Source organism: Rubrivivax gelatinosus, assembly GCF_016583785.1.
Lineage (GTDB): Bacteria > Pseudomonadota > Gammaproteobacteria > Burkholderiales > Burkholderiaceae_C > Rubrivivax > Rubrivivax gelatinosus_B.
The window spans coordinates 1-26,094 of the sequence record NZ_NRRU01000016.1; the positions used below are offsets into that span (position 1 = coordinate 1).

General features: G+C 70.8%; 22 protein-coding genes. 7 read left to right on the plus strand and 15 right to left on the minus strand.

Features of this window, described 5'->3' with window-relative positions; all coding sequences use genetic code 11:
• On the minus strand, positions 1-277 hold a 277-nt coding region (locus CKO43_RS06020), incomplete at its 3' end, for an NAD(P) transhydrogenase subunit alpha (protein ID WP_200378147.1).
• An 11-nt stretch (positions 278-288) separates the two neighbouring features.
• The gene (locus tag CKO43_RS06025) at positions 289-1,419 is read right to left on the minus strand and encodes a Re/Si-specific NAD(P)(+) transhydrogenase subunit alpha (protein ID WP_200378148.1); all 1,131 of its coding nucleotides are present in this window, start codon (positions 1,417-1,419) and stop codon (positions 289-291) included.
• Between the two features lie 203 nt (positions 1,420-1,622).
• Here CKO43_RS06025 and CKO43_RS06030 point away from each other — a divergent pair, with 203 nt between their 5' ends.
• Entirely contained in the window at positions 1,623-2,375 is a 753-nt protein-coding gene (locus CKO43_RS06030; RefSeq protein WP_200378149.1) for a Crp/Fnr family transcriptional regulator, read from the plus strand.
• Here the strand turns inward: CKO43_RS06030 and CKO43_RS06035 are convergent.
• The 9 genes from CKO43_RS06035 to CKO43_RS06075 all read right to left on the minus strand — a co-directional run bounded on the left by CKO43_RS06035 (position 2,359) and on the right by CKO43_RS06075 (position 10,343).
• Positions 2,359-3,207, minus strand: coding sequence for a BKACE family enzyme (locus tag CKO43_RS06035; protein ID WP_200232173.1), 849 nt, complete (start codon positions 3,205-3,207; stop codon positions 2,359-2,361). The genes CKO43_RS06030 and CKO43_RS06035 overlap by 17 nt on opposite strands.
• A 215-nt stretch (positions 3,208-3,422) precedes the next feature.
• A complete protein-coding gene (locus tag CKO43_RS06040; RefSeq protein WP_200232174.1) occupies positions 3,423-4,223 on the minus strand; it encodes a cyclase family protein in 801 nt (266 codons plus the stop codon).
• 85 nt (positions 4,224-4,308) lie between these two features.
• Positions 4,309-5,097: an SDR family NAD(P)-dependent oxidoreductase gene (locus CKO43_RS06045; protein ID WP_200232175.1), complete on the minus strand. Its 789-nt coding sequence runs from the start codon at positions 5,095-5,097 to the stop codon at positions 4,309-4,311.
• Positions 5,098-5,111: 14 nt separating this feature from the next.
• Entirely contained in the window at positions 5,112-5,453 is a 342-nt protein-coding gene (locus tag CKO43_RS06050) for a cupin domain-containing protein (protein ID WP_200232176.1), read from the minus strand.
• Positions 5,450-6,130, minus strand: a complete 681-nt coding sequence (locus CKO43_RS06055; RefSeq protein WP_200232177.1) for a 3-oxoacid CoA-transferase subunit B — start codon at positions 6,128-6,130, stop codon at positions 5,450-5,452. Before CKO43_RS06055 ends, CKO43_RS06050 begins: the two co-directional genes overlap by 4 nt.
• Entirely contained in the window at positions 6,130-6,792 is a 663-nt protein-coding gene (locus CKO43_RS06060) for a CoA transferase subunit A (protein WP_200378150.1), read from the minus strand. The genes CKO43_RS06055 and CKO43_RS06060 overlap by 1 nt, the downstream gene beginning before the upstream one ends.
• Positions 6,793-6,874: 82 nt before the next feature.
• On the minus strand, positions 6,875-8,206 hold the full coding sequence (locus CKO43_RS06065) for an MFS transporter (RefSeq protein WP_200232179.1): 1,332 nt from the start codon (positions 8,204-8,206) through the stop codon (positions 6,875-6,877).
• A gap of 284 nt (positions 8,207-8,490) precedes the next feature.
• Positions 8,491-8,811, minus strand: a complete 321-nt coding sequence (locus CKO43_RS06070) for a hypothetical protein (protein ID WP_200378151.1) — start codon at positions 8,809-8,811, stop codon at positions 8,491-8,493.
• A gap of 242 nt (positions 8,812-9,053) precedes the next feature.
• Positions 9,054-10,343, minus strand: a complete 1,290-nt coding sequence (locus CKO43_RS06075; RefSeq protein WP_200232181.1) for a solute carrier family 23 protein — start codon at positions 10,341-10,343, stop codon at positions 9,054-9,056.
• Positions 10,344-10,491: 148 nt separating this feature from the next.
• Between CKO43_RS06075 and CKO43_RS06080 the strand changes: the two genes are divergently transcribed.
• Together CKO43_RS06080 and CKO43_RS06085 are read left to right on the plus strand one after the other, a co-directional pair.
• Positions 10,492-11,430 (plus strand): septal ring lytic transglycosylase RlpA family protein, encoded by a 939-nt coding sequence (locus CKO43_RS06080; protein WP_200378152.1) that lies wholly within the window; start codon positions 10,492-10,494, stop codon positions 11,428-11,430.
• A gap of 77 nt (positions 11,431-11,507) precedes the next feature.
• Positions 11,508-17,078 carry a CHAT domain-containing protein gene (locus CKO43_RS06085; protein WP_200378153.1) on the plus strand — a complete coding sequence of 1,857 codons (5,571 nt, stop codon included), beginning with the start codon at positions 11,508-11,510 and terminating at the stop codon, positions 17,076-17,078.
• Here the strand turns inward: CKO43_RS06085 and trhA are convergent, their stop codons facing one another.
• Positions 17,079-17,729 carry a PAQR family membrane homeostasis protein TrhA gene (gene trhA, locus CKO43_RS06090; RefSeq protein ID WP_200226690.1) on the minus strand — a complete coding sequence of 217 codons (651 nt, stop codon included), beginning with the start codon at positions 17,727-17,729 and terminating at the stop codon, positions 17,079-17,081.
• Positions 17,730-17,983: 254 nt separating this feature from the next.
• Here trhA and CKO43_RS06095 point away from each other — a divergent pair, with 254 nt between their 5' ends.
• The 3 genes from CKO43_RS06095 (at position 17,984) to CKO43_RS06105 (ending at position 20,686) form a co-directional block, all read left to right on the plus strand.
• Positions 17,984-19,012: an ABC transporter substrate-binding protein gene (locus tag CKO43_RS06095; protein WP_200378154.1), complete on the plus strand. Its 1,029-nt coding sequence runs from the start codon at positions 17,984-17,986 to the stop codon at positions 19,010-19,012.
• Between the two features lie 37 nt (positions 19,013-19,049).
• A complete protein-coding gene (locus tag CKO43_RS06100; RefSeq protein WP_200378155.1) occupies positions 19,050-19,874 on the plus strand; it encodes an ABC transporter ATP-binding protein in 825 nt (274 codons plus the stop codon).
• Between the two features lie 71 nt (positions 19,875-19,945).
• Complete coding sequence (locus CKO43_RS06105) at positions 19,946-20,686, plus strand: ABC transporter permease (protein ID WP_242481074.1); 741 nt, start codon at positions 19,946-19,948, stop codon at positions 20,684-20,686.
• Here CKO43_RS06105 and CKO43_RS06110 read toward each other — a convergent pair.
• Entirely contained in the window at positions 20,683-22,299 is a 1,617-nt protein-coding gene (locus CKO43_RS06110) for a GGDEF domain-containing protein (RefSeq protein WP_200378157.1), read from the minus strand. The two genes, CKO43_RS06105 and CKO43_RS06110, sit on opposite strands and share 4 nt — an antisense overlap.
• Complete coding sequence (locus CKO43_RS06115) at positions 22,296-23,816, minus strand: CoA-acylating methylmalonate-semialdehyde dehydrogenase (protein ID WP_200226684.1); 1,521 nt, start codon at positions 23,814-23,816, stop codon at positions 22,296-22,298. Before CKO43_RS06115 ends, CKO43_RS06110 begins: the two co-directional genes overlap by 4 nt.
• A gap of 275 nt (positions 23,817-24,091) precedes the next feature.
• Here CKO43_RS06115 and CKO43_RS06120 point away from each other — a divergent pair, with 275 nt between their 5' ends.
• The gene (locus CKO43_RS06120) at positions 24,092-24,730 is read left to right on the plus strand and encodes a YecA/YgfB family protein (RefSeq protein WP_200378158.1); all 639 of its coding nucleotides are present in this window, start codon (positions 24,092-24,094) and stop codon (positions 24,728-24,730) included.
• Here CKO43_RS06120 and CKO43_RS06125 read toward each other — a convergent pair.
• Entirely contained in the window at positions 24,727-26,025 is a 1,299-nt protein-coding gene (locus CKO43_RS06125) for an Hsp70 family protein (protein WP_200226682.1), read from the minus strand. The genes CKO43_RS06120 and CKO43_RS06125 overlap by 4 nt on opposite strands.
• Between the last annotated feature and the right edge of the window lie 69 nt (positions 26,026-26,094).

Here is a 26,094-nt window from a genome sequence, read left to right on the forward strand (position 1 = left end):
TGAACATCTCGAGCATGCGCCGCGTGACGAGGAAGCCACCGAAGACGTTGACCGCGCACAGCGCCACGGCGAGAACGCCCATGGTCTTGCCCAGGTCCGTCTCGGTCAGCGCCGCCGCCAGCATCGCGCCGACGATCACGATCGCCGAGATCGCGTTCGTCACCGCCATCAGCGGCGTGTGCAGGGCCGGCGTCACGTTCCACACCACGTGGTAGCCCACATAAATGGCCAGCACGAAAATGATCAGGTTCGTGACGGTATGGCTGACGATTTCCATCTCCGCCTCCTTCAGTTCTTCTTCAACTCGCCGCCCTGCGCCATCAGGCAGGCAGCCACGATGTCGTCGTCGGCCGGGATCGCGAACGCGCCCTCCTTCGTCACGACCAGCTTGAGAAAATCGAGCACGTTGCGCGCGTACAGGCTCGAGCTGTCGGCCGCGACAAGCGCCGGCAGATTGGTCTCGCCGATGATCGTCACGCCGTGCTTCTTCACCGTCTGCCCGGTCTCGGTCAGCGGGCAGTTGCCGCCGACACCGTCCGGGCCGCGGCCCGCGGCCATGTCGACGATCACCGAGCCCGGCTTCATGCTCTTGACCATCTCCTCGGTGATCAGCACCGGCGCGGCGCGCCCGGGGATCAGGGCCGTCGAGATGACGATGTCGGCCTGCGCCACACGCTTGGCGACCTCGACCTTCTGGCGCTCGAGCCAGCTCGGCGGCATCGGCCGCGCGTAGCCGCCCACGCCTTCGGCCGCTTCCTTCTCTTCGGGCGTCTCGTAAGGCACCTCGATGAACTTGGCGCCCAGCGACTCGACCTGCTCCTTGACGCTGGGGCGGACGTCGGACGCTTCGATGACCGCACCCAGCCGCTTGGCCGTCGCGATCGCCTGCAGACCGGCCACGCCCACACCCAGGATCACGACACGTGCGGCCTTGATCGTGCCGGCCGCCGTCATCAGCATCGGGAACAGGCGCTGGTAGCGGTCGGCCGCCATCATCACGGCCTTGTAGCCGCCGATGTTGGCCTGGCTGGACAGCACGTCCATGCTCTGCGCACGCGTCGTGCGTGGCGCGGCTTCGAGCGCGAACGCGGTCAGCCCTGCACTCGCCAAGGCCTGCAGCCCGGGCTTGTCGAAGGGGTTGAGCATGCCCACCAGCACCGCGCCCGGCTTCATCAGCGCGAGTTCGTCGGCGTCCGGGCTCCTGACCTTGAGCACCAGCTCGGCAGCCAGCGCACCCGCGCGGTCCGTGATCTCCGCACCGACGGCCGCATACGCTTCGTCGGGTGCGCTTGCCGCCACCCCCGCGCCGCTCTGCACCTTCACGGTGTGGCCCTGGGCCTTCAGTTTTTTCGCCGTCTCCGGGGTGACGGCGACCCGGGTTTCCCCGAGGTACGTCTCCAACGGCACTCCGATGTTCATGACCACAGTTCTCCTCGGAAGACAGGGCCTGACGGCCGCCGTCTCCGGTGTATTACGTATCTCACGATGCACCCGCTATTTCATCCAAACAGTGGATAAGGCGAGGCGCTCGCACTAGACTGACGTGCCGCCTGCGCAGGGCGGCGCAGGCAACCGCAGTACGGCATCAGGTGGACACCGCCAAGCTTCTCGAACTGCCCCTGATGAGGGGCTTCTCGCAACCGCTGCGGCACGCAATCGCCGACGGTTCCAAGGTCCGGACCTACCCGAGCAACTCGGTCGTGTTCCCGCAGGGCACGCACCCCGGTGGCGTGGTCTACACGCTCACCGGCATGCTGTTCTCGTGGATCTCGAACGCCGAGGACGAACGCATCCTGCTGACGCATTTCCATCCGGACCGCCTGCTGCTCGTGAACAACACGCTGCAGCATAGGCCGCTGGATTTCGAGCTCTACGCCGTCACGCGCGTCGAGCTGCTGCTGATCCCCAGCCACGTGTTCGTGCACCTGCTGGAACACTTTCCCGAGTTCCAGGCCTTCGTCATCAATGGCCTGGGCCAGACGCTGGACGACATGCGGCTGGCGCTGCGCACGCACAAGGCGGGCAGCAAGGAGCAGTGTGTCGCCCAGTTCCTGGTGCACTGCTGCGGCTGGAGCGCGATCCCGCAGCAGCAGTTGCCGTTCTCGATCGAGTTCATCTCCGACTGCCTGCGCCTGTCGCGTCCCTTCGTCGCCAAGACGCTCAAGCGCTTCGCGCAACTGGGCATCATGGGTTCGAAGTACGGCAAGACCATCGTGCTCGACCTGGAAAGGCTGCGCGACATCGCCGCCAACGGTCTGCACCACCTGGAGCAGACCGTTGCCGATGCCGCCGATCCGGACACGCCGGATCTGGCGGACACGGCCGAGGCGGGCAGGCTGCCGCACGACGGCTCCAACTTCAGGCTTGACGCCTGAGCTGCAGGATCTCGCGCGCCTCGTCCGGCGTCGCGACTTCCTTGTCGACCTCGGCCGCCAGGCGCTTGACGCGCTCGACGAACTCGACGTTGCTCTTCGCCAGCTGGCCCTTGCGGTAGAAGATGTTGTCTTCCATGCCGACGCGCACGTGGCCGCCCAGCGCCAGGCAGGCGAGCTGGATCGGCAGATGGCCCTTGCCTATGCCCAGGCCGCCCCAGGTGAAGTCCTCGCCCACGGCCTCGCGGCAGGTGTCCAGCAGGAACATCAGGTTGCGCACTTCGGCCGTCATGCCGCCGGGCGCGCCGAGCACGAACTGGAAGTGCGGCCGATGCTGCAGCAGGCCTTTGCGGCGGTAGTAGGCGATGTTGTAGATCATCCCGGCGTCGAAGATCTCGTACTCGGGCTTGACGCCGCAGGCCGCGGTCTCGATCGCCAGCTTCTCCAGGAAACGCGGGCTGTTCTCGAAGATCGTCGAGTGCGCCCAGTTCATCGTGCCGGCGTCGAAGGAGCAGATCTCCGGGCGCAGCTGCTGGAACGGCTTCATCCGGATCTCGTCGGTGAGGCCCAGGCCGCCGGAGGTCGTCAGGTTGATGACGATGTCCGCACGGGCGCGCACCAGGCGCACGGTCTCGGCGAACTTGTCGAAGTCCATCGAGGCCTTGCCTTCGTCGTTGCGCACGTGGATGTGCGCGATCGAGGCCCCCGCCTCCCAGCAGCGCACGATCTCGTCGGCTTCTTCCTGCGGCGTCAGCGGGATGTACGGCGTGTCGGCCTTGCTCGGCCACGCACCGGTGCACGCGACGGTGCAGATCACTTTGTTGCTGAGGTTCATGTCAGTCTTTCCGTCGTTCGACCGAGCACCCGCGAGAGCCCGGCCGGCCAGCCCCGCGCCCGCCAACGGACGCGGCACCGGCAGATGTTCAGCAGCGCCTCGCTAACCGTCCGGGCCCTGCCGAACGAGTCAAGCTGCCGCAGTGGCCCGGCTTTGCCGGGTCACTTGCGGCGCCCCCTTGAGGGGGAGCGCCGAAGGCGCTTCGGGGGTGGGCCTTAATAAGTGCCGTACTTGTAGACGCGATCGGGCACGGGATTCAGGTCGTCCTCGTCGATCTCGGCGACCAGGCGCACCCACGAGCCGTCGCCCATGTACCAGCGGATCGGGAAGCCCATGATCTTGAAGCGCTTGCCGACCACCTTCTCGATGTCGCCGCCGACGTTCTCGTAGCCCATGATCCCGTTGCCCAGGATCAGGTTGTGGCACGGTTCCCATTCGGGGAAGTCGTCCTTGACCTCGCGGCCGGTGCGCTCGCGGTACTCGTCCATCAGGCGCGGCACCAGCGGGCCGGTGCCGTGCGGGCCGATGGCGGTGTGCAGCGGGTGGTCCAGCGCCTGCTGGTCGACGCCGACGGCCTTCACGCCCTTCTTGACGAACCATTCGCCGGCGCTGCGGCCCAGGCCCGGCGCGTAGTGGTAGTACTTGGTGTTGTCGCCGTAGTACTTGTGCCAGCCGGTGTGCACGATGACGATGTCGCCCGGGCGGATTTCCGGGGTCGCCTTCTCGAGGTCTTCACCGGTGATCACGCCCCACTCGGGCTTCTCGATGTGCACGCACACCGCGTCGCCGTAGTACTTGTCGAGCGGGATCTCGTGCGTGAACTCCTTGCCTTCGACCACGTGCGCCGGCGAGTCGGCGTGGGTCGAGCAGTGCATCGTCGCGGTGATCTGCTGCGTCAGCACGCCCGACTTGGCCATGTAGTGCAGCTTGCTGATCTGCGGTGCTTGGAAATACGGCCACAGCGGCGAGGTTGCGCCGAACGGGTGGCTGAGGTCCACGAGTACTTTCTTGCCCATGATGAATCCAGTTTGGTGTTGAGACAGGCCGCCGCGGGGGCCGGGCCCCGAGGGAGGAGCGGCGGCGAAACGAAAAGGGCGGTCCTCAGCCCGCGGTACAGCCGCCGTCGACGTAGACGATCTGGCCAGTGATGAAGTCCGAGGCCGGCGAGCACAGGTAGACCGTGGTGCCGACCATGTCGATCACTTCGGCGGCGCGGCCCATCGGGATGCGGTCGAGGAAGATCTTCTTCAGCTTCTCGTCTTCCAGGACTTCCTGCGTCAGCGGCGTCCAGAAGATCGTCGGCGCGACGGCGTTGACGTTGACGCCGTACTTGGCCCATTCGGTGGCCAGCTGCTTGGTCATCAGGTTGACCGCGCCCTTGCTGGTGCCGTAGGCCGCGTAGCCGCCCGGGTGGCCGGCGAAGGCACGCACCGAGGAGGTGTTGACGATCTTGCCGCTCTTCTGGCGCACGAAGATCTCGCCGAACACCTTGCAGGGGATGAAGGTGCCGGTGACGTTGGCTTCGATGACCTTGCGGAAGTCCTCGACCGGGAACTTCTCGGCCGGGTGCCGGCGCGCGATGCCGGCGATGTTGACCAGCAGGTCGACGCGGCCGAACTGCGTCAGCACCTTGTCGGCCAGCGCCTGCACCGAGGCTTCGTCGGTGACGTCGCTGGTGATGGCCACGGCCTTGCCGCCGGCCTCCTCGACCTGCGCCACGGCCTTCTGCAGCGTCTCCAGCGTGCGGCCGGTGACGACCACCGTCGCGCCGTGCACGGCCAGGCCGCGCGCCACGCCTTCACCCAGCGAGCCGGCACCACCGGTGACGACGGCCACCTTGCCCGTGAGGTCGAACAGAGCCTTCACGCGTTGATCCCATTGACGGTCCATGTCTTTCTCCTCTTTCAGCTGTTCATGGCCACCACCAGCATGCTGGCGGGGTAGTTGGTCTTGTTGATCACCGAGCGGCCCTCGAAGGGCGCCAGGAACACGGCGTCGCCGGCACGCACCGTCTGTTCGCCTTCCTTGGTCTTGATGACGAGCTCACCCGAGATGACGTAGTAAAGCTTCTCGGTCGGCGAGTCCTCGTAGGCCCAGTCGGCGCCGCCGCCGGGCAGGAAGTGCGACATGCCGCACCAGAACTTCTCCGCGCCCGTGAGCGCCTTGTCGCTGAGCTTCAGCGCCACCATGCCGTTGTGCAGCGGGGGGTTGTAGGCTTTGGCCGCCGCCACGTTCGTGACCTTCATTGCTCTAACTCCTCTTCACCGAAAGTCTTGAGATCGAGCGCGACCGCAAGCCGCGCCCCCGTCGTTTGCATGACTTCGTCGACCGTCGTGTCGACGGCGATCTCGGTCAGCAGGGGTCCGTCGGCGGTCATCGCGATGACCGCCTTTTCCGTCACGATCAGGTCGACGACAGCGACCGCCGTGAGGGGCAGGGAGCAGCGTTGGAGGACGCGCGGCCTGCCGTTCTTGTCGCAGTGCTCCATCGCGACGATGACGCGGCGCGCCCCCGTCACGAGGTCCATCGCACCGCCCATTCCCGGCACCAGCTTGCCGGGCACGATCCAGTTGGCCAGGTTGGCCTCGGCGTCGACTTCGAGCGCGCCGAGCACGGTCACGTCGACGTGGCCGCCGCGGATGATCGTGAACGACATCGCGCTGTCGAAGTAGACGGCGCCGGGCAGTTCGCCCACCGGCTGGCCGCCGGCGTTGGTGATGTCAGGGTCTATCTCTTCCTGCTGCGTCGGCGCCGGGCCCACGCCCAGCATGCCGTTCTCGGACTGGAAGACGACGCCCAGTTCGTCGGGCACGAAGTTGACGACCGCAGTCGGCAGGCCGATGCCCAGGTTCACCAGGTCGCCGCTCTTGAGTTCGCGCGCGACGCGGCGCGCGATGCGCCGCCGGATCAGGTTCTTGTCCATCAGCGCCGCTCCCCTTGGACGAGGTGGTCGACGAAGATGCCGGGCAGCTGGAAGTCGTCGCCGCAGCCGTAGCCGATCTCGACGATCTCCTGCGCCTCGCAGACGACGATGTCGGCCGCGGTCGCCATCGTCGGGTTGAAGTTCTTCGTCGTCTTGAAGAAGGCCGAGTTGCCGGCCGCATCCGAGCGCGAGCTGCGGATGAAGGCGATGTCGGCGCGCAGCGGCGTCTCGACCAGGAAGTCGCGCTCGCCGACCCGCACGCGCGCCTTGCCGGTCTCGACGACGGTGCCCAGGCCGGTGGGCGTCAGCACCCCGCCGAGACCGGCGCCGTGGGCGCGGATGCGTTCGATCAGCGTGCCCTGGGGCACGAGTTCGACCTCGAGCACGCCGTCGGACATCTGGCGGCCGGTTTCGGGATTGGTGCCGATGTGCGAGGCGATGACCTTGCGCACCTGGCGGTTGGCGACCAGCTTGCCGACGCCGCGGTCGACGAAGCCGGTGTCGTTGGCGATGATCGTCAGATCGCGCCGGCCGCTGGCGACCAGCGCGTCGACGATGGCTTCCGGCGTGCCGACCGCCATGAAGCCGCCGATCATCACCGTCATCCCGTCCTCGACGAGGGCCGCCGCGTCGGCGGCCGTGATCAGGGGTTTGGAGATCATGGTTTCTACTTGGTTTTCCGACCGGGAGCGGCGGGCTCGTCGCGCCGCGGTCGGTGAATATCAGGAGTTGGCCTCTGGATATTCAGTGGGCGTAGCCCGCGTCATTCGCATCGACCCGGCCCTTGCATTCGGTGGTGATGAAGAAGATCAGCACGGCACCGACGAAGTCGAGGAAGATGAAGAAGATGTAGGCGGCGTCGAAGTCGCCGGTCCATTTCAGGCTGGCGGCGATGACGGCGAAGCACATCACCCGGAAGAGGCAGGCGATCGTCGAGATCACGCGGTTCGCGGCGGCGAAGTCATAACGCCCGTAAACCGACCCGACCTGCGACGTCGCGAGTTCCTTGATACCCGCGATGCTGGCACCCACCATCAGCAGCGTGAAATACGTGAAGGTATCGCTGCCGCGCACCAGGAGACAGGCGTGGGTGGCCGCGAAGAAGAACGCGTAGGCGATGCTGGTGCGGCGCGTGCCGAATTTCACGTCGGCCCAGCCCCAGAAGTAGCTGAAGATCGCGCAGAACAGTGCCGCAGTCGTGAACATCATGATCGCGGTCTGCTTGTCATAGCCCACCGAAATCAATCGCGGGATCAGCTGGCTGACCACACCGATATCCACCAGCCAGAGCACGCCATAACCCACCGAGATCAGCCACATGTCGCGGTCGCGCAGCAGCACGGGCAGCGTGAACGGGCTCTTGTGCTCGTTGAACTCGCGCAGGTTTTCTGCCATCGCCTCCTTGGACAACTGCTCGTTGTCAGGCGAGCAGCCGAGTTCCTCGGGGGTGTTGCGGACCCAGAAGAAGGAAACGATGCCGAAGACGATGAGAACGCCGCCGACGACCGCGTAGGTATCCTGGACACCGAATCGGCTGAACAGCATGACCATCAGCGGGACGAGCGTCGCGGTACACAGCGACATACCCATGGTGGCCCAGCCCAGAGCCAGGCCCTTTTTCCGCGGGAACCAGGTCGTGAGCAGCGTGCCGGGCACGTTGAAACAGGTTCCGGTGGCCAGGAAGTTGATCAGCGTGAGGCCGATCGCATATTCCATCGGGGTCGTCACGCGGCCGAACCAGATCATCGTCGCGCCGAGGCAGACCAAACCCCCGACGGCGACCAGGCGGGCGCCTTTGCGGTTGATCATCTCGGCGATCAGGAACGAGCCGAGTACCCCCAGCCAGCCTGCCGGCGTCGAGAATGCGAGCAGCGTCGCATAATCCCAGCCGTGGAGATCGACGAAACTCTCGACGATGACGTTGAGGCCATCCGCGGTCCAGGCCGCGAAGTTGTAGTACATCAGCAGGCTGAAGCCGATCATGCTCCAGCCCCAACCGCCGAAATTATTCGCGCCGGTTTTCTTCTTGTTTGGTGGAGTCGCTTGGGACCCCCCAAGCGTGCCGTGTGCGCCCATCTGTTTTCTCCTCGTGTCATGGCCCCTGAATGGGGTCCGGTGAATTCATCTTCGGATTTACTTGGGACGGCCACACGATATCGCCGCGGCTCGCGCCGTTCGGGCGCGAACTGTCATCGCTTGACATTGCGTTTTTGATCTGCCGCAAAGTCGGATTCGCGCTGCGCGAAGCGCGACTTGCCGCCGCGCAAGGGGCTGGCGGGCCGCCGCGGCGCCAAAAAAAGAAGGCCCGGCAGAGCCGGGCCTTCGGGGGGCGGGAGGGTGAGCGGCGGCCGCCGCCGGCTTCAGCCGCCGGCCTGCAGCGAAGCGAAGGCTCGGGCCAGCGCCAGGCGCGCCGCGCCGGGCTCGTCGGCGGCTGCCGGGGCCGGGGCCGACGTCAGCGTCACGGCCAGCAGGCCGATCAGGCCGAAGAGCGTGCAGCGCGACATGCCGCGCCGGTCGGTCCGCGCCGGCACCGCGTTGCCGCCGGCCAGCCAGTGTTCGAACACTTCGCGGGCGAGCGCACGCATGCGGGCGTCGTCGGCCCAGTCGATGCCGAGCGCCAGGCCCACGCGCTGCAGCTCGGCCTCGATCTGGCCCAGCGTCCTGTCGTAGTCGATGAACATGAGGATCTCCTGCCGCGCCGGCGGCCGCGACGGCCGCCCGGTGGGCGGGTGTGCTGCGCAACCCCCGTGCCAGACGCTGCGGCCCGGCCGCCGCGGCGTTTTCCCCCGGTGCGCGGCGGCTGCGGCCGCTTGCGGGCGCGCAGCCCGCTTCACACCTGCGCAAAGCGCTGCGCAGCGGCGCCCCAAAGAAGAAGGCCCGGCGCGGGCCGGGCCTTCAGGGGCGGGTGGTTGCCGCGCGGATGTCAGCCGTGCGCTTCGCGCCGGCCCAGCAGCGCCCACAGCAAGATGGCGCCGAAGGTGGCGGTTCCGATGCCGCCGAGCGTGAAGCCGCCGAACTTCAGCGTGTAGTCGCCGGTGCCCAGCACCAGCGTGATCGCGGCGACGACGAGGTTGCGGTTGTCCGAGAAGTCGACCTTGTTGTCGACCCAGATCTTGGCGCCGGCCACCGCGATCAGGCCGAAGACGACGATAGACACGCCGCCCATCACCGCCAGCGGAATGGCCTGGATCAGCGCGCCGAACTTGGGCGAGAAGCCCAGCAGCAGCGCGATGCCGGCGGCGCAGACGAAGATCGCGGTCGAGTAGATCTTGGTCGCCGCCATGACGCCGATGTTCTCGGCGTAGGTGGTGACGCCGGTGCCGCCGCTGGCGCCGGAGATCATCGTCGCGATGCCGTCGCCGACGAAGGCGCGGCCCATCATCGGGTTCAGGTCGCGGCCGGTCATCGCGCCGACGGCCTTCAGATGGCCCAGGTTCTCGGCGACGAGGATGATCGCCACCGGCGCGATCAGCAGCATCGCGCCGCTGTCGAACACCGGCGCCGCGAACTTCGGCGCGCCGAACCAGGCGGCGTTGATCACGCCCGACAGGTCGATCGCCTTGCCCAGGCCCAGGCCGTTGGTCAGCACGGCGTAGACGGCGCTGGCGACGATCAGGCCGACGAGGATCAGCAGGCGCTGCGTGAAGCCGCGCGTGAACACCGCGACACCGGCGACACAGACGAAGGTCACACCCTGCATCCAGGCGTCGAACGAGGTCGGCGCCATGTTCTTGATCGGCACGCCGGCCAGGTTCAGGCCGATGACCGCGACCACCGAGCCGGTGACCACCGGCGGCATCAGCGCCTCGATCCAGCGTGTGCCGACGGCCATCACGATCAGGCCGATCAGCGTGTAGACGGCGCCGCAGGCGATGATGCCGCCGAGCGCGACGCCGAGGTTGCCGTTGGCGCCATGGCCGGCGTAGCCGGTGGCGGCGATGACGACGCCGATGAACGCGAAGCTCGACCCCAGGTAGCTGGGCACCCGGCCGCCGACGATGAAATAGAAGAGCAGCGTGCCGACGCCGCTCATCAGGATCGCGAGGTTGGGGTCGAAGCCCATCAGGATCGGCGCCAGCACGGTGGCGCCGAACATCGCGATGACGTGCTGCACGCCCATCGCCGCGGTCTGCGGCCAGGGCAGGCGTTCGTCGGGGGCGACGACGGCGCCGGGGGCGGGGCGCACTTCGCGCCAGCGGAAGATCGAACTCATCGGGGTGGTTGCTCTCTTTAGGTCTTGGGCTCGTGGCCGGCCGCGAGTCTAGGCCCGCGCGCCCCGGCCGACGTCTGCGGGCCGCACGGTCGCGTGGGCCGCGGCGCCGTTTGCAGCGCGCGCGGCCGCGGCTACAGTGCGCACGCCGATGTCCGCCGCCCGTTTCGTCCGCCATGCCACCGTCGTCGCCGCCGCCGTGCTGCTGGCGGCCTGCGCCAGCCGGCCGGCGCGCGACGGCGCGCCGGCGCGCGTGCCGGGCGACCTGTCGAATACACCCGACGCCCAGCCGCGTGTCGAGCCACTGCGCCGCGGCGGGCCGAACAAGCCGTACGAGGTGCTGGGCCGGCGCTACGTGCCGATGGCCGCCGACGAGCCCTACAGCGAACGCGGCCTGGCGTCCTGGTACGGCACCGCCTTCCACGGCAAGTCCACGTCCAGCGGCGAGCCTTACGACATGTACGCGATGTCGGCGGCGCACAAGACGATGCCGCTGCCGAGCTACGCCGTCGTGCGCAACCCCGCCAACGGGCGCGAAGTCGTCGTGCGCGTCAACGACCGCGGCCCCTTCGTCGCCGGCCGCGTCATCGACCTGAGCTACACCGCGGCGCTGCGCCTGGGGCTGCTGGCCGGCGTCGCGCCGGTGGAGGTGCGGCGGCTGACGCACGACGAGATCCGCGCCGGCCTCTGGCGCCGCGGCGCGCCGCAACCCGAAGCGGCGCCGCAGCCCGCGCCGGTGCTGGCCGCCGCTGCCCCCGATGCCGCCGACCCGCTGATGGCGCTGGTGGCCGCGGCCGATGCCCGCGCGCCGGCACGCAGCGCAACAGCGCCCGCCGGAGCGACGACGGCCGCGGCCGCGCCCGGTTTCTGGCTGCAGCTGGGCGCGTTCCGCCAACCTGAGGGCGCGGCGACGCTGCGCCGCCAGGTGCTGGACGCTGCCGGCGACCTCGCCGTCGCCGTCTTCGACGACGTCTTCGCCTACCGCGTGCAGGTCGGCCCCTACGCCAGCCGCGGTGAAGCCCAGGCCGCCGGCGAGCGGCTGCGCTCGCTGCTGCTGATCGCGCCGCTGCTGGTCGAGCGCCGCCCCTAGGCCGGTGGATGCGCCGGCTTGCCCGGCACCGGCCTTTGCCGGATGCTCGCCCGCGACCCGCAGCACCAGGAACCGCCATGGCGAGCCAGACCATCACCTTCATCGTGCCCGGCCGCCTGCAGCGGGGCGCCGCGCGCGACGGCACGCCCCAGGCAGGCCGCAGTGCGCTGCCCGGCCGCGTGCTCGAGTCGGTGCAGCTCGGCGCGCTGCGCGCCGGTGGCGAGCGCCAGCGCCTGGTGGCGCGCATCGGCCAGGACGCGGTCGCGCTGCACCTGCAGGGCGGGCCGGTGCTGGTGCTGCACCCCGAACACGCACGCGACCTGGCCTGCGCCCAGGCCGGCACGCCCCGGCCGAGCCGCGGCGCGGCCGCCGCCGACGTGGTCGAACTGAGCCCCTCGCTGCGCTGGGCCGGGCTGGAACAGGCGGCGCCGACCCGCGGCGCGGGTTTTCTCGGGGAGGTGCTGCTGAGCGCGGTCGAGATCCTCACCGACCTGGGCCGCGACGCGCTCGCCGACGCCGCGGTCGAGGCCGTCGCCGCCCGCGCCGACGGCCAGACCGGCGACGCCGTCTACGCGCTCGCCCCCGACACCCTGCCGGCGCTGAAGGGCCGCCCGCCCTGTGCCGCGGGCAGCATCGCGGCCCGCGCCGACGGCGGGCCGCTGCTGGTGCTGGCGCACGGCACCTTCGTCGACACCGCGAGCACCTTCGCCAAGCTCTGGAGCGAACACGCCGCGGGCGTGCAGCGCCTGTTCGGCCACTACGGCGGCCGCGTCTATGCGCTCGACCACCCGACGCTGGGGCAGAGCCCGGTGCGCAACGCGCTGACGCTGGTGCAGGCGCTGGCGCCGGGCCAGCCGCTGCGGCTGCACCTGCTGACGCATTCGCGCGGCGGCCTGGTGGCGGAGGTGCTGGCGCGCGTCGCCGCCGGCCCTGACGCGGCGCTGGCCGACTTCGACCGCCTCGAAGCCCAGGACGGCGGCTGGGGCGACGCAGCACGGGTGCTGCGCCCCGAACTGCAGGCGCTGGCCGACGCGGTGAAGCAGTGCGATCTGCGCGTCGAACGCATCCTGCGCGTGGCCTGCCCGGCGCGCGGCACGCTGCTGGCGTCGCACCGGCTCGACGCGTATATCTCGGTGCTGAAGTGGGCGCTGGAGCTGGCGCAGATCCCGGTGGCGCCGGCGCTGGTGGGCCTGCTCGGCGAGGTCGCGCGCCGGCGCGAAGACTGGCTGCAGCTGCCCGGCCTGGCGGCGATGACGCCCGACAACCCGCTGCTGCAATGGCTCAACCTGTCGGACGCCAGCCTGCCCGGCGAGCTGCGTGTCGTCGCCGGCGACCTGCAGGGCGACACGCTGGGCAGCTGGGTGAAGACGCTGCTGGCCGACGCCTTCTACTGGACCGACAACGACCTCGTCGTGCAGACGCGCTCGATGTACGGCGGCACGCGCCGCGCCGACGGCGCCGCCTTCGTGCTCGAACGCGGCGCCCGGGTCACGCACTTCGACTACTTCCGCAACACGCGCAGCGTCGAGGCCGTGGTCCAGGGGCTGACCGAGGACAGGCCCGACGGCTTCGCCACGATCGGGCCGCTGTCCTGGGCCGGGCGCGAAGCCGACGGCCTGCGCGGCGGCGCCGCGCCACGCGCCGACGGCCGCGCCGGTGCCGAACTGCCGGCAGTCTTCGTGCTGCCGGGCATCCTGGGCAGCAACCTCGCGGTCGACGGCCGGCGCATCTGGCTCGGGCCGCACTTCCTCGGCAGCCTGCCGCTGCTGCAGTACGACCCGGACCACGCCGACGCGGTGCAGCCCGACGGCCCGGTGGCCGCGGTCTACGAGGACCTGGTGCGCCACCTGGAGCGCAGCCACGAGGTCATCGCCTTCGGCTACGACTGGCGCCGGCCGCTGGAGGACGAGGCGGCGCGCCTGGGCGACGCGGTGCTGCAGGCGCTGGACGCACGCGTGGCCAGCGGCCAGCCGGTGCGGCTGCTGGCGCATTCGATGGGCGGGCTGCTCGCGCGCACGCTGCAGCTCGAGCGCCCCGAGCTCTGGCAACGCCTGATGGAGCGCCCCGGCGCGCGCCTGCTGATGCTGGGCACGCCCAACGCCGGCTCGTGGTCGCCGATGCAGGTGCTGTCCGGCGACGACAGCTTCGGCAACACGATGGCGGCCTTCGGCATGCCGCTGCGCGACCACCAGGCGCGCACGCTGATGGCCGGCTTCCCCGGCTTTCTGCAGCTGCAGGCCGGGCTGTGCGACGCCAGGCTGGGCCTGGGCGACAGCGCCACCTGGAAGGCGATCGCCGCGCGCGACCTCGAGGCCGCGCGCCGCTTCAACTGGTGGCACCGCCCGTCCGACGGCTGGGACGAGACCGTGCCGGCCTACGAATGGGGCGTGCCCGGCCCCGCGGTGCTGGCGCGTGCGGTCGCGCTGCGCGAGCGCCTGGACCGCCAGGTGCAGGAGGCGCTGCCGGCCTTCGCCGACCGGCTGCTGCTCGTCACCGGCCGCGCGAAGTTCACGCCCGACGGTTTCGAGTGGAGCGAACACGGCCTCGAATACCGCGACGCCGTCGACGGCGGCGACGGCCGCGTGCCGCTGCCCTCGGCGCTGCTGCCGGGCGTGCGCACCTGGACGCTGGACTGCGAACACGGCGCGCTGCCGACCCGCGCCGAGGCCTTCGACGCTTATGTCGAGCTGCTGGAGCGCGGCGACACCACGCGGCTGGCGCCGCTGGCGCGGCCCGACGCCGCCGCGGTGGCGGTGGCGCACCAGCTCAGCCGGCCCGCACGCGGCCAGCGCGACGACGCCACGCCGGCCGGCGACCCGGCTTCGGTGTTCCGGCTGCCGGCGCGCGGCGCCGAGGGCGCGGCGCCACGGCGCACGCCGCCGCCGCTGCGCATCAAGGTGCACAACGGCAACCTGTGTTTCGTGCGCCAGCCGCTGGTCGTCGGCCACTACGACTCGCTGCGGCTGGAAGGCACCGAACGCGCCGTCGACACCCTGGTCGGCGGCGCGATGGGCCAGGCGCTCTCGCTCGGGCTCTACCCCAACGGGCTCGGGCGCTGCCAGGTCTTCCTGAACCCGTCGCCGCTGGCCGATAGCGGCGTGCTGGTGCCGCGGCCGCAGGCGGTGGTCGTCGTCGGTCTCGGGCCCGAAGGCGGCCTGGCGGGCAACGAACTCGCCGACGCCGTGCGCCTGGGCGTGCTCGCCTGGGCTCAGCGTCTGGTCGAAAGCGGGCACGGCGGCGCCGACTTCGATCTCGCGGCGACGTTGCTGGGCAGCGGCGGCCTGGGCGTGTCGCCCGGCAGCGCCGCGCGTGCGATCGCGCAGGGCGTGCGCGACGCCAATGCGCTGCTGGCGCGCAAGAGCTGGCCCGGCGTGCAGGCGCTGACGCTGGTCGAGCTGTTCCTGGAACGTGCGGTCGAGGCCTGGAAAGGCCTGCGCGTGCAGGCCACCGCCGCTCCCGGCACGCTGGAGGTCGAGCCCCGGGTCGAGAGCGGGCTGGGCGCGCTGCGGCGCTCGCTCGACGCCTACCGCGGCACCGACTACGACTTCATCCGCGTCAACTCGGCGGCCGCCGACTTCATCGAGTTCACGCTCGACTCGCACCGCGCGCGCAGCGAGGTGCGGGCGTGCAAGGCGCAGCGCAAGCTGATCGCCGAGATCGTCGCCTGCGCCGCGCGCGACGCCAACGACGACCCGCAGCTCGGGCGCACGCTGTTCCAGCTGCTGGTGCCGGTGGAGCTGGAGCCCTTCCTCGGCGGCACGACCAGCACCGTGCTCGAACTCGACGCCGGCACCGCCGGCATCCCCTGGGAGCTGCTGGACACGCAGCAGGCCGGCCAGCCCGGCGTCGAAACCCGGCCCTGGGCCATCCGCAGCCGGCTGCTGCGCAAGCTGCGCACGCCGCACTACCGCGAGCAGGTCAGCGACGCCAGCGCCGACGACGCCGTGCTCGTCATCGGCGAGCCTTCCGCCGCGCCGCTGCCCTATGCCCGGCTGCCCGGCGCGCGGCACGAGGCGCAGGCCGTCGCCGACCTGTTCCGCGGCGCCGGCGGCGTCGGCAGCGACCGTGTCCGGGCGCTGATCGCGAGCGAACAAGGCCCCGGCGACGATGCGCTGGCCGTCGTCAACGCGCTGCTCGAGCGCCGCTACCGCATCGTGCACGTCGCCGGCCACGGCGAACCCGGCGCCAAGGGCGGCGTCGTGCTCTCGGGCAAGACCGTGCTCGGCGCCGCCGAGATCCAGGCGATGCGCACGGTGCCCGAACTCGTCTTCGTCAACTGCTGCCACCTCGGCGCGCGCGACGCGGGCGAGCTGCTCGCCGGGCCCGATGGCTTCGACCGGGCGCGCTTCGCCGCGACGGTGTCGGAGGCGCTGATCGACATCGGCGTGCGCTGCGTCATCGCCGCCGGCTGGGCCGTCGACGACGCCGCCGCCGAGGCTTTCGCGCGCACGCTGTACCGCGTGCTGCTGGCCGGCGAGCCCTTCGTCGAGGCGGTGGCGCAGGCGCGGCTGGCGGCCTGGCACGAAGGCGGCAACACCTGGGCCGCCTACCAGTGCTACGGCGACCCGAACTGGTGCTTCCGCCCGCGTTCCGGCGACGCGCAGACCGTGGCGCCACGCAGCGGCGGCGACAGCGAGGAGATCGGCTCGCCGGTGGGGCTGGCGCTGGCGCTGGAGGAGATCGCGATCGAAGCCCGGTTCTCCAGCCCCGACGGCCGCGGCGCACGGGCCGAGCGCCTGCGGCGCCTGGAGGCGCGTTTCCAGGCGCCCTGGGGCGGCATGGGCGCGGTGGCCGAGGCCTATGCCGTCGCCTGGGCCGAGCTCGGCGAGGACCGCAAGGCCATCGGCTGGTACCAGGCCGCGCTCGCGGCCAACGACGGCAGCGCCTCGATGCGGGCGGCCGAACAGCTCGCCAACCTGAGCGCACGCGCCGCCTGGGAGCAGCTGCAGGCCGCCGAGCGCGACGCCGCACCGGCGCCCCGGGCCGCACGCCGCGGCGCGCGCACGGCGGGGCGGCCCGAACTCGACGCCGCCCGCCAGGCGCTGCTGGACGCCGTCGCCCAGCTCCAGCGCCTGGTGGCGCTCCAGCCCACGATCGAACGCCTGGCGCTGATCGGCTCGGTGCACAAGCGGCGCGTGATGCTCGAACGCCTCGCGGCCGACGCCGCGGCCGAGCACGCGGCGCTGGTCGAGATGCAGCAGGCCTACGCCGCGGCCGAAGGCCTGGCCCGCGACCGGCACGACCCGCAGCTGCACTACCCGCTCAGCAACCGCCTGGCCGCCGAACTGGCGCTGCATGCCGGCAAGGCGGGCTGGGCCGGGCTGGACCCGGACGCGGTCGCCGAGCTGCGCCAGGCACTGGAGCAGCGCATGGCCGAACAGCCCGAGTTCTGGGCCGCGGCCAGCCTGGTCGAACTCGACCTGATGCTGGCGCTGGGCGCGGGCGAAGCCGGCCTGGCGGCCGCGCTGCAAGGCATCCGCAGCCGCTTCGAGGACCTGCACAACCGCGTGCCGGGAAGCCGCCACTGGGCTTCGGTGCTCGACCACGCCGAGTTCGTGCTGCAGCCGGCCCCGGCGCGGCGCGCCGAGGCGGCGCGCGACGCGGCCGGGGAGTTGCTGCAGCTGCTGCGCGGCTGGGCCGGACGCTGATCAGGCGGCGTGCAGCAGCGCGGCGAAGAAGTGGCAGACGCTGCCGGCGATGACGAACAGGTGCCAGACGAAGTGCGCGAAGCGCAGCTTGCTGTCCAGCAGGTAGAAGACGGCGCCGCCGGTATAGGCCAGGCCGCCGGCGACCAGCAGCACCAGGCCGCCGACCGGCATGCGCTCGGCCAGCGGGCCGATCGCGAAGATGACCAGCCAGCCCATGCCGACGTACAGGCCGGTCGACCACAGCGGGTGCGAGAGCCGGTCGAAGGCCTTGGCGACGACGCCGAAGATCGCGATCGTCCAGACCGCCGCCAGCAGCGCCCAGCCCCAGGTGCCATGCAGCGGCCCGAGCGCGAACGGCGTGTAGCTGCCGGCGATGAACAGGAAGATCGCCGCGTGGTCCAGGCGCTGGAACCAGCGTTTGGCGCGCCAGTCCTGCGGCAGTGCGTGGTACACCGCCGACGCCAGATACAGCAGCATCATCGTCGCCGAGAAGATGCAGGCGCCGACGAGCGAGCCGTGGCCGCCGTGGCGGCCGGAGAAGACGACGAGGATGGGCAGCGAGGCGACGGCGAGCAGGAAACCGATGCCGTGGCTGATCGCGTTGGCGAGTTCCTCGCGCAGCGTCTGAGGGCGGGTGGCGGTCGCGTTCATAGATGATGTTCGGCTGATTCAAACATGGTGCGCCCGGAACTTCGAAACAAAACCTCTCCGGATCAAATGTTTTACCGGAGTTTTGCCGACAGAAGCCGCCGGCAGATATGCATCAGCCGTGCCAGCGCAGGCCCCGGCAGCGGCCGCGACCTGCGATCCGGCACGGCCCTGCCCTGCCGCGCGGGCGACAGCCGGTGTTCGATGCCGGGCGCCGGCCCGGCGCGAGCCCGCCGCGCCGCGCTAGAGTGCGACGCATGAACACCCGACGCCACCTCCTCGCCGCCGGGGCGACCCTGCTGGCCGCCCCGGCGCTGCTGCGCGCCCAGACGCTGGAAAAGCCCCGGCTGACGCTGGCCGTCGGCGGCAAGAACCTGCTGTATTACCTGCCGCTGACGGTGGCCGAGCAGCTGGGCTACTTCAAGGCCGAGGGCCTGGACGTCTCGATCGTCGATTTCGCCGGCGGCGCCCAGGCGCTGCGTGCGCTCGTCGGCGGCAGCGCCGACGTCGTCTCGGGCGCCTTCGAGCACACGATCAACATGCAGGCCAAGGGCCAGCGCCTGCGCGCCTTCGTGCTGCAGGGGCGTGCGCCGCAGGTGGTGCTGGGCATCAACCCGAAGACGCTGCCCAACTACCGCGGGCCGGCCGACCTGAAGGGCCGCAAGATCGGCGTCACCGCGCCGGGTTCGTCGACCAACGTGATGGTCAACTACTTCCTCGCGCGCGCCGGCATCAAGCCCAGCGAGGTGTCCATCATCGGCGTCGGCGCGACCCAGGGTGCGGTCGCGGCGATGCGCTCGGGCCAGATCGACGCCATCGCCAACCTCGACCCGGTGATCTCGCTGCTCAAACGCAGCGGCGACATCCGCATCATCTCGGACACACGCATCGTCGCCGAGTCCGACAAGCTCTTCGGCGGCCCCATGCCCGCCGGCTGCCTGTACGCGCCGCAGTCCTTCGTCGACAAGAACCCGGCGACGGTGCAGGCGCTCGCGAACGCGATCGTGCGCGCCGACAAGTGGATCCAGGCCGCCGGTGCCGGCGACATCATCAAGGCCGTGCCCGAGAGCTACCAGCTCGGCGACCGCGCGATCTACGTCGACGCTTTCCTCGCCGCCAAGGGCGCGCTGTCGCCCGACGGCACGATCCCCGAAGCCGGCGCCGCGACCGCGCTGCGCGCGCTGCAGAGCATCGACGCGTCGCTGAAGAACACGAAGTTCGACCTCGCCGCCGCCTGGACCAACGACTTCGCCAAACGCGCCAACACCCGTTACCCGCGCGCCTGATCGCGCCCACCGGGGCGCCCGCAGCCCCGCTCCCTCCATGACCCAGACAACCGATGCCGGCGCGCCGGCGCTCGCCCTGCGCGGCGTCTCCTGCACCTTCCTGAGCCGCCACGACCCCGGCCAGCGCTACACCGCGGTGCGCGAGGTCGACCTGAGCATCGGCGCCGGCGAGTTCGTCTCGGTGGTCGGCCCGACCGGCTGCGGCAAGAGCACGCTGCTCAACGTCGCCGCCGGGCTGCTGCTGCCGAGCTCCGGCACGGTCGAGGTCTTCGGCGCGCCGCTGCAGGGCCTGAACCGCCGCGCCGGCTACATGTTCCAGGCCGAAAGCCTGATGCCCTGGCGCACCGCGCTCGGCAACGTCATGGCCGGGCTCGAGTTCCGCGGCGAGCCGCGCGCCGCCGAGATCGCCCAGGCCTGGCTGCGCCGCGTCGGCCTGGGCAACTTCGGCGACCGTTACCCGCACCAGCTGTCCGGCGGCATGAGAAAACGCGTCAGCCTGGCGCAGACGCTGGCGCTGGACCCCGACATCATCCTGATGGACGAGCCTTTCAGCGCCCTGGACATCCAGACGCGCCAGCTGATGGAAAACGAGCTGCTCGCGCTCTGGGCCGAGAAACGCAAGGCGGTGCTGTTCATCACCCACGACCTGGACGAGGCGATCGCGATGAGCGACCGCGTCGTCGTGCTGTCCGCCGGCCCGGGCAGCCGGCCGATCGGCGAGTTCACGATCGACATCCCGCGCCCGCGCGACGTCGCCGAGATCAAGACCACGCCGCACTTCATCGAGCTGCACGCCGCCATCTGGGCGGTGTTGCGCGCAGAGGTGCTCAAGGGTTACGCGCAGCAGCTGGAGGTGGTGTGATGGGCCGCACCCTGCAGCTCCGGGCCTGGCAGCTGGCGCTGCTGTTCGCGCTGTTCGCCTTCTGGCACCTGATGACGACGCCCGGCCTGGTGCCGCCGTTCATGTTCGACGACGAGCAGCAGGCGGCCTTTTTCTTCGGCGAGCCGCTGAAGGTGCTGGGCCGCGTCTGGGCCTGGTTCGTCACCGACGCCGACATCTACCGCCACCTGGGCGTCACGCTGCTGGAGACGGTGCTGGCCTTCGGCATCGGCGCCGCCGCCGGGCTGGGCACGGGGCTGTGGCTGGCGCTGGCGCCGACGGCCTCGGCCATCCTGGAGCCTTACGTGAAGGCGGCGAACTCGATGCCGCGCATCATCCTGGCGCCGATCTTCGCGGTCTGGTTCGGGCTGGGCGTGGGCTCCAAGGTCGCGCTCGGCGTGACGCTGGTGTTCTTCATCGTCTTCTTCAACGTCTACCAGGGCGTCAAGGAGGTGAGCCCGGTGGTGCTGGCGAACGCCCGCATGCTCGGTGCCAACCGGCGCCAGCTGCTGCGCCACGTCTACCTGCCGAGCGCGACCAGCTGGGTCTTCAGCAGCCTGCACACCAGCGTCGGCATGGCCTTCGTCGGCGCCGTCGTCGGCGAGTACCTGGGTTCGGCCCAGGGCGTGGGCTACCTGATCCTGCAGGCCGAGGGCACTTTCGACATCAACACCGTGATGGCCGGCATCCTGGTGCTGACGCTGTTCGCGCTGCTGCTGGACGCGGTGGTCGGCCTGGCCGAGCGCCGGCTGATGAAGTGGCAGCCGCGCAGCGGCGAGACCGAAAAGCTCTAGGCAGGCGCGTCGACGACGAGGCGGTTGCGGCCTTCGGCCTTGGCGCGGTAGAGCGCGCGGTCGGCACGTTCGAACAGCGGGTCGAGCTCGTAGCTCGGGGCGTGCGCCAGGCCGATCGACAGCGTCACCGCCAGCCCGGGCGCCAGCTCGGCCCAGTCGTGCTCGTCGACGCAGTGCCGCAGCCGCTCCAGCACCTCGTGCGCCAGTTCGGGCGAGGTGTCGAAGAGCACGACGACGAACTCCTCGCCGCCGACACGCGCCAGCACGTCGGCCTGGCGCAGCCCGCCGCGCAGCAGGCGCGCGATGGCGACCAGCACGCGGTCGCCGAGTGCGTGACCATGGCGGTCGTTGATGCGCTTGAAGTGGTCGAGGTCGACGACGGCCAGCGACACCGGCCGCAGCTGCGTGGCCGCAACCAGCAGCTGCGCCGGCAGTTGCTCCTGGAGTTCGCGCCGGTTGGACAGCCCGGTGAGCGCGTCGCGCCGCGCCTCGTCGCGGAAACGCTGCGCGCGCTCGCGCGCCGCCAGCGCCTCCTGACGCACCCGTTCGGTCTCGGCACGCGTGACGAAAAGCTCCGACTGCGCGCGCAGCTGGCGCGTCGCACGTTCACGTTCCAGCCGTTCGTAGGCCTCGAGCGCAGCGAGCGCGCGTTCGTTTTCGCCGAGCGTGCGTGCGGCGCGGTAGATCGCCTGATGCAGGCGGATCAGCGTCGCACGCTGTTCGGCAGCGGCGACGGTGTCCAGCAGCGCCTCGAGCTCGGCCAGTGCCTGCTCTGGGTGACCGAGCGCGAGTTCGAGTTCGGCGATCGAACAGGCGATGCGCCAGGTCTGGGCGTGGTAGCCGCCCTTGCGGCTGCGCGCCAGCGCGTCGTGCAGCATCGCCGCGGCTTCGTCGAGCAGGCCGGCATAGAGCAGCGCCTCGCCGAGGTTGCCGTCGACAAAGACCGCGAACAGCGGGTCGGGCATCAGCGGCAGCATCGCCTGCGCCGCCAGCGCATGTGCGATCGCGCGTTCGATCGACGCCCGCGCGTCGGTCTCGTCGACCTCGCGCAGGCGGTGGAAGCGGCCGATGCAGACGGCACACAGGTTGTTCAGCACGACCATGCGCACGTAAGGCTCGTCGACCCGCTGCGCGGCTGCGTAGGCCTCGTTCATCAGGCGCTCGCCCTGCCAGGCGTCGCCCATGCGTTCGAAGCAGGCGCCGAGCGCGGTCAGCGACAGCGCCAGCTCGCGGTCGTCGGGGTGCAGCCGGGCCGATTCGCAGGCCTCGTTGGCATGTGCCAGCGCGACGTCGAAACGCGCCAGCTCGCAGGCCGAGATGACGATGCGGCGCAGCAGGTCGCCGTATTCGCGCCGCCGCGCCGGCAGCGCCTGCAGCCGCGGCTTGAGCAGAGCGCCGTCCTCGAGCATGGCGACGTGGTCGCCGAGCTTGAGGTCCAGCGCATAGCAGGCGAGCCCCGCCTCGACTGCGACCTCGGCCTCGTCGGCGGCTATCGCGTCGCGGAAGGCGGCACGCGCCTGCTCCCGGGCCGGGGCCAGATCACCCGCCTGACCCAGGCGCGTGACCTCGGCGAGCCGGGCGCGCAGCGCCTGCGGATCGCCGCCGGTGCTCATTTGGCCGTCGGCATCACGAACTCGGCGCCCTTGGCGATGCTCGCCGGCCAGCGCTGCATCACGCTCTTTTGCCGCGTGTAGAAGCGCACGCCCTCTTCGCCGTAGGCGTGCAGGTCGCCGAACAGGCTCTTCTTCCAGCCGCCGAAGCCGTGCCAGGCCATCGGCACCGGCAGCGGCACGTTGATGCCGACCATGCCGGCCTCGACGCGGCGCGTGAACTCGCGTGCGACACCACCGTCGCTGGTGAAGCAGGCGACGCCGTTGCCGTATTCGTGCGCGTTGACCAGTTCCAGCGCGGCGGCGAAATCGGGCACGCGCACGCAGGCCAGCACCGGGCCGAAGATCTCCTCGCGGTAGATGCGCATGGCCGGCGTGACGTGGTCGAACAGCGTGCCGCCGGTCCAGAAGCCGTCCTCGTGGCCGGGCACGCTCAAGCCGCGGCCGTCGACGACGAGTTCGGCGCCTTCGGCGACGCCGGCGGCGATGTAGCCCTCGATGCGGTCGCGCGCCTCGCGCGTGACGATCGGGCCCATCTCGGCGTCGAGCTCCATGCCGTTCTTGATCTTCAGCGTGCGCGTGCGTTCGGCCAGCAGCGGCAGCAGGCGGTCGGCAACGTCGCCGACCAGCACCGCCACCGAGATCGCCATGCAGCGCTCGCCGGCCGAGCCGTAGCCGGCACCGACGAGGGCGTCGACCGCCTGGCCGATGTCGGCGTCGGGCATCACGACCATGTGGTTCTTGGCACCACCCAGCGCCTGCACACGTTTGCCGTGGCGCGCGCCGGTCTCGTAGATGTACTGCGCGATCGGCGTCGAGCCGACGAAGGACACGGCCTTGACGTCGGGGTGCACGAGCAGCGCGTCGACCGCGACCTTGTCGCCCTGCACGACCGAGAAAACGCCGTCGGGCAGGCCGGCCTGCTGCAGCAGCTCGGCCATGAAGAGGCTGGCGCTCGGGTCGCGCTCGCTGGGCTTCAGGATGAAGGCGTTGCCGCAGGCCAGCGCCACCGGGAACATCCAGCACGGCACCATCGCCGGAAAGTTGAACGGCGTGATGCCGGCAACCACGCCCAGCGGCTGGCGCAGCGTCCAGTTGTCGATGCCGGTGGAGACCTGGTCGGTGTAGTCGCCCTTCAACAGCTGCGGGATGCCGCAGGCGAACTCGACGATGTCGATGCCGCGTGCGACCTCGCCCTGGGCGTCGGTGAAGACCTTGCCGTGTTCGGCGGTGATCATCGCTGCCAGCGTGTCGCGGTGTTCATTGAGCAGCGCGAGGAACTTGTTCAGCACGCGCGCGCGCCGGATCGGCGGCGTGTTGCCCCAGGCCGGCTGCGCGGCGACGGCGGCAGCGACCGCTGCGGCCACGTCGGCCGGCGCGGCCAGGCGCACACGCCGCGCGACCCGGCCGGTGGCCGGGTTGAAGACCGGCTGCGAACGTTCGCCGGAGCCGGCAGCGGGCTGACCGGCGATCCAGTGGCCGATGTCGGCGGTGGCGGTGAAGGCAACGGGTGCGCCCATGAAGCGGGTCTCCTGCACGGGAAATGGGTCGGGGATGGCTGACAGTCTAGGCTCGCCCGGTGATGCTCGCAGGCCACGCCGGTGACCGCCCGCACGAGCCCGCGCAAAAAAAAGGCCCACCGGCAAACCGGCGGGCCCTGCAAGTCCTTCGGAAAGGACGTCGTTGGGATCCTTGGAAGCGGCAGGCGCGTGCACCACAATCCACTCCCTCAGGCCGCGGAATGTAGCGGCGCCGCTATCGACCGACCATCCCCATCAAAGGGGAAGGCCCCACGATGAATACCTCCCCGCTCCAAGACGCCGACATCGCCCGGCTGCAAGCCCTGCTTGACCGCGTGCCCGAACCGCTCGAAGCGCTGGACGCCGTCGCGCTCGACGGTTTCCTCTGCGGCATCGTGCTGCAGCCGCGCAGCGTGCCGCCGGCGAAGTGGCTGCCCCACATCACCGACTTCGAAGGCCGCGAACTGCCCGTCGCCTATCCGAAGACCGAACTGCACGCGCTGGTGCAACGCCGCCACGCCGAGATCGAACGCGCCGTCGGCGCGCGCGACTGGTTCGACCCCTGGATCTTCGAGCTCGAGGAAGACGCGCCGCCGTCCGACGCGGTGCTGCCCTGGGTCGCCGGCTTCGCCGCCGCGATGGACCTGTTCCCGGCGCTGATGAACCTCGAGGACCCGGAACTCGTCGAACCGCTGGCGCTGCTGTACCGCCACTTCGACCCGGCCGACCTGGAAGACGCCGAGGCGCTGCTGGCCGTCATCGAGACGCTGGAGCCGGCCGAGGACCTGGCCGAGGCGGTGCAGGACCTGGTGCGCAGCCTGATGCTGATCGCCGACGTCTCGCGCCCGCGCGCCGCCGCGCCCCGGCCGCGGCCGCCGGCCGCGCGCAAGACCGGCAAGCGCCGCCCGGGTTAACCGAATACCGCGCGCGCGTGCAGGCCCAGGCCCTGCGCGACGCTCGCGAAGCGGTCGCCGCGCACGCGCCGTGCCGCCGGGAAGGCGGCGGCGATGCGTTCGACCAGCGCGTCCAGCCCGGTCGAGCCGCCGGTGAAGTACAGCGTGCCCACCGCCTCGGCGGCGACCCCGGCGCGGCGCAGCGTCTCGCGTGAGCCTTCGACGATGCGCTCCAGGTCGTCCTCGATCGCCGCGGCCACCTGCGCCGCGTCGACCGCCGTCTGCAGCCCGAACTCGACGAGCCCGAGGTCGACCTCCGCCCGGCCGTTGACGGCGACCTCGATCTTGGCGTGTTCGGCATCCGAGGCCAGCGCATGCCCGAGATGGTGCTCGACGACCGCAAGCAGCCGGCGGTGGTGCACCGGGTCGCCGTACCAGCTCTTCAGCCGGCGCAGCTCGGCGACGCGGCCGGCGTTGTAGACGGTGTTGATCAGGTGCCAGGTGGCGAGGTCGAAGTAGATGCGGCTGGGCACCTCGCGCGGCGCACGCCCGGCCTCGGACGGGCCCAGGCTGCGGTAGCCGAACAGCGGCATCAGCGCCTCGAGTTCGACGCGGCGGTCGAAGTCGGTGCCGGCGACGTGCACGCCGTGGTTGGCGAGGATGTCGTCGCGCCGGTCGGCGCGGCCGCGGCGCTCGGGGCCGACACGCACGATCGAGAAGTCGGAAGTGCCGCCGCCGATGTCGGCGACCAGCACCAGTTCCTCGGCAGTGACGTGGCGCTCGTGGTCCAGCGCGGCGGCGATCGGTTCGTACTGGAAGCTGATGTCGGCGAAACCGGCGGCGCGCGCCGCGGCTTCCAGCGCCGCCGCAGCCGCGGCGTCGCGCACCGGGTCGTCGTCGACGAAGAAGACCGGCCGGCCGAGCACGACATGCGGCAGCGGCGCGCCGGCCGCGGCTTCGGCGGCACGTTTCAGGTGGCGCAGGTAGCCGACGACGACATCGAGATAACGCACCGAGTGGCCGCCGCCGAGGTCGGTCGCCTGCTCCAGCAGCGACGAGCCCAGCAGGCTCTTCATCGAGCGCATCAGGCGCCCGTCGTGGCCTTCGACATAGGCGGCGAGCGCGGCGCGCCCGTACAGGCGCAGCGGTTCGGCCTGCGGTGTCCTCTCGTCGAGCTGGTAGAAGACTGCGGTCGGCATCGTCGGGTGGCCGGGCTCGAGTTCGACCAGGCGCACGCCGTCGGCACCTGCCGGCAGCGCAATGCCCGAATTGGAGGTGCCGAAGTCGATGGCGGCAAAGCCGGTTGCGGAGCTCATGGGAGGGGGGTCGCAGACGCCGAAGGGGCGCGGATTGTAGTAAGCCGCGGCACGGCTGCGCCAAGTCCC

Excerpts from the sequence above, each read along its gene's own strand:
- CKO43_RS06075 (WP_200232181.1), bottom strand. The coding sequence starts at position 10,343 with ATGAGTTCGATCTTCCGCTGGCGCGAAGTGCGCCCCGCCCCCGGCGCC.
- CKO43_RS06050 (WP_200232176.1), bottom strand. The coding sequence starts at position 5,453 with ATGAAGGTCACGAACGTGGCGGCGGCCAAAGCCTACAACCCCCCGCTG.
- CKO43_RS06085 (WP_200378153.1), top strand. The coding sequence starts at position 11,508 with ATGGCGAGCCAGACCATCACCTTCATCGTGCCCGGCCGCCTGCAGCGG.
- CKO43_RS06040 (WP_200232174.1), bottom strand. The coding sequence starts at position 4,223 with ATGGGCAAGAAAGTACTCGTGGACCTCAGCCACCCGTTCGGCGCAACC.
- CKO43_RS06035 (WP_200232173.1), bottom strand. The coding sequence starts at position 3,207 with ATGAACCTCAGCAACAAAGTGATCTGCACCGTCGCGTGCACCGGTGCG.
- trhA (WP_200226690.1), bottom strand. The coding sequence starts at position 17,729 with ATGAACGCGACCGCCACCCGCCCTCAGACGCTGCGCGAGGAACTCGCC.
- CKO43_RS06120 (WP_200378158.1), top strand. The coding sequence starts at position 24,092 with ATGAATACCTCCCCGCTCCAAGACGCCGACATCGCCCGGCTGCAAGCC.
- CKO43_RS06105 (WP_242481074.1), top strand. The coding sequence starts at position 19,946 with ATGACGACGCCCGGCCTGGTGCCGCCGTTCATGTTCGACGACGAGCAG.
- CKO43_RS06095 (WP_200378154.1), top strand. The coding sequence starts at position 17,984 with ATGAACACCCGACGCCACCTCCTCGCCGCCGGGGCGACCCTGCTGGCC.
- CKO43_RS06115 (WP_200226684.1), bottom strand. The coding sequence starts at position 23,816 with ATGGGCGCACCCGTTGCCTTCACCGCCACCGCCGACATCGGCCACTGG.
- CKO43_RS06025 (WP_200378148.1), bottom strand. The coding sequence starts at position 1,419 with ATGAACATCGGAGTGCCGTTGGAGACGTACCTCGGGGAAACCCGGGTC.
- CKO43_RS06060 (WP_200378150.1), bottom strand. The coding sequence starts at position 6,792 with ATGATCTCCAAACCCCTGATCACGGCCGCCGACGCGGCGGCCCTCGTC.
- CKO43_RS06110 (WP_200378157.1), bottom strand. The coding sequence starts at position 22,299 with ATGAGCACCGGCGGCGATCCGCAGGCGCTGCGCGCCCGGCTCGCCGAG.
- CKO43_RS06065 (WP_200232179.1), bottom strand. The coding sequence starts at position 8,206 with ATGGGCGCACACGGCACGCTTGGGGGGTCCCAAGCGACTCCACCAAAC.
- CKO43_RS06125 (WP_200226682.1), bottom strand. The coding sequence starts at position 26,025 with ATGAGCTCCGCAACCGGCTTTGCCGCCATCGACTTCGGCACCTCCAAT.
- CKO43_RS06100 (WP_200378155.1), top strand. The coding sequence starts at position 19,050 with ATGACCCAGACAACCGATGCCGGCGCGCCGGCGCTCGCCCTGCGCGGC.
- CKO43_RS06045 (WP_200232175.1), bottom strand. The coding sequence starts at position 5,097 with ATGGACCGTCAATGGGATCAACGCGTGAAGGCTCTGTTCGACCTCACG.
- CKO43_RS06070 (WP_200378151.1), bottom strand. The coding sequence starts at position 8,811 with ATGTTCATCGACTACGACAGGACGCTGGGCCAGATCGAGGCCGAGCTG.
- CKO43_RS06055 (WP_200232177.1), bottom strand. The coding sequence starts at position 6,130 with ATGGACAAGAACCTGATCCGGCGGCGCATCGCGCGCCGCGTCGCGCGC.
- CKO43_RS06080 (WP_200378152.1), top strand. The coding sequence starts at position 10,492 with ATGTCCGCCGCCCGTTTCGTCCGCCATGCCACCGTCGTCGCCGCCGCC.
- CKO43_RS06030 (WP_200378149.1), top strand. The coding sequence starts at position 1,623 with ATGAGGGGCTTCTCGCAACCGCTGCGGCACGCAATCGCCGACGGTTCC.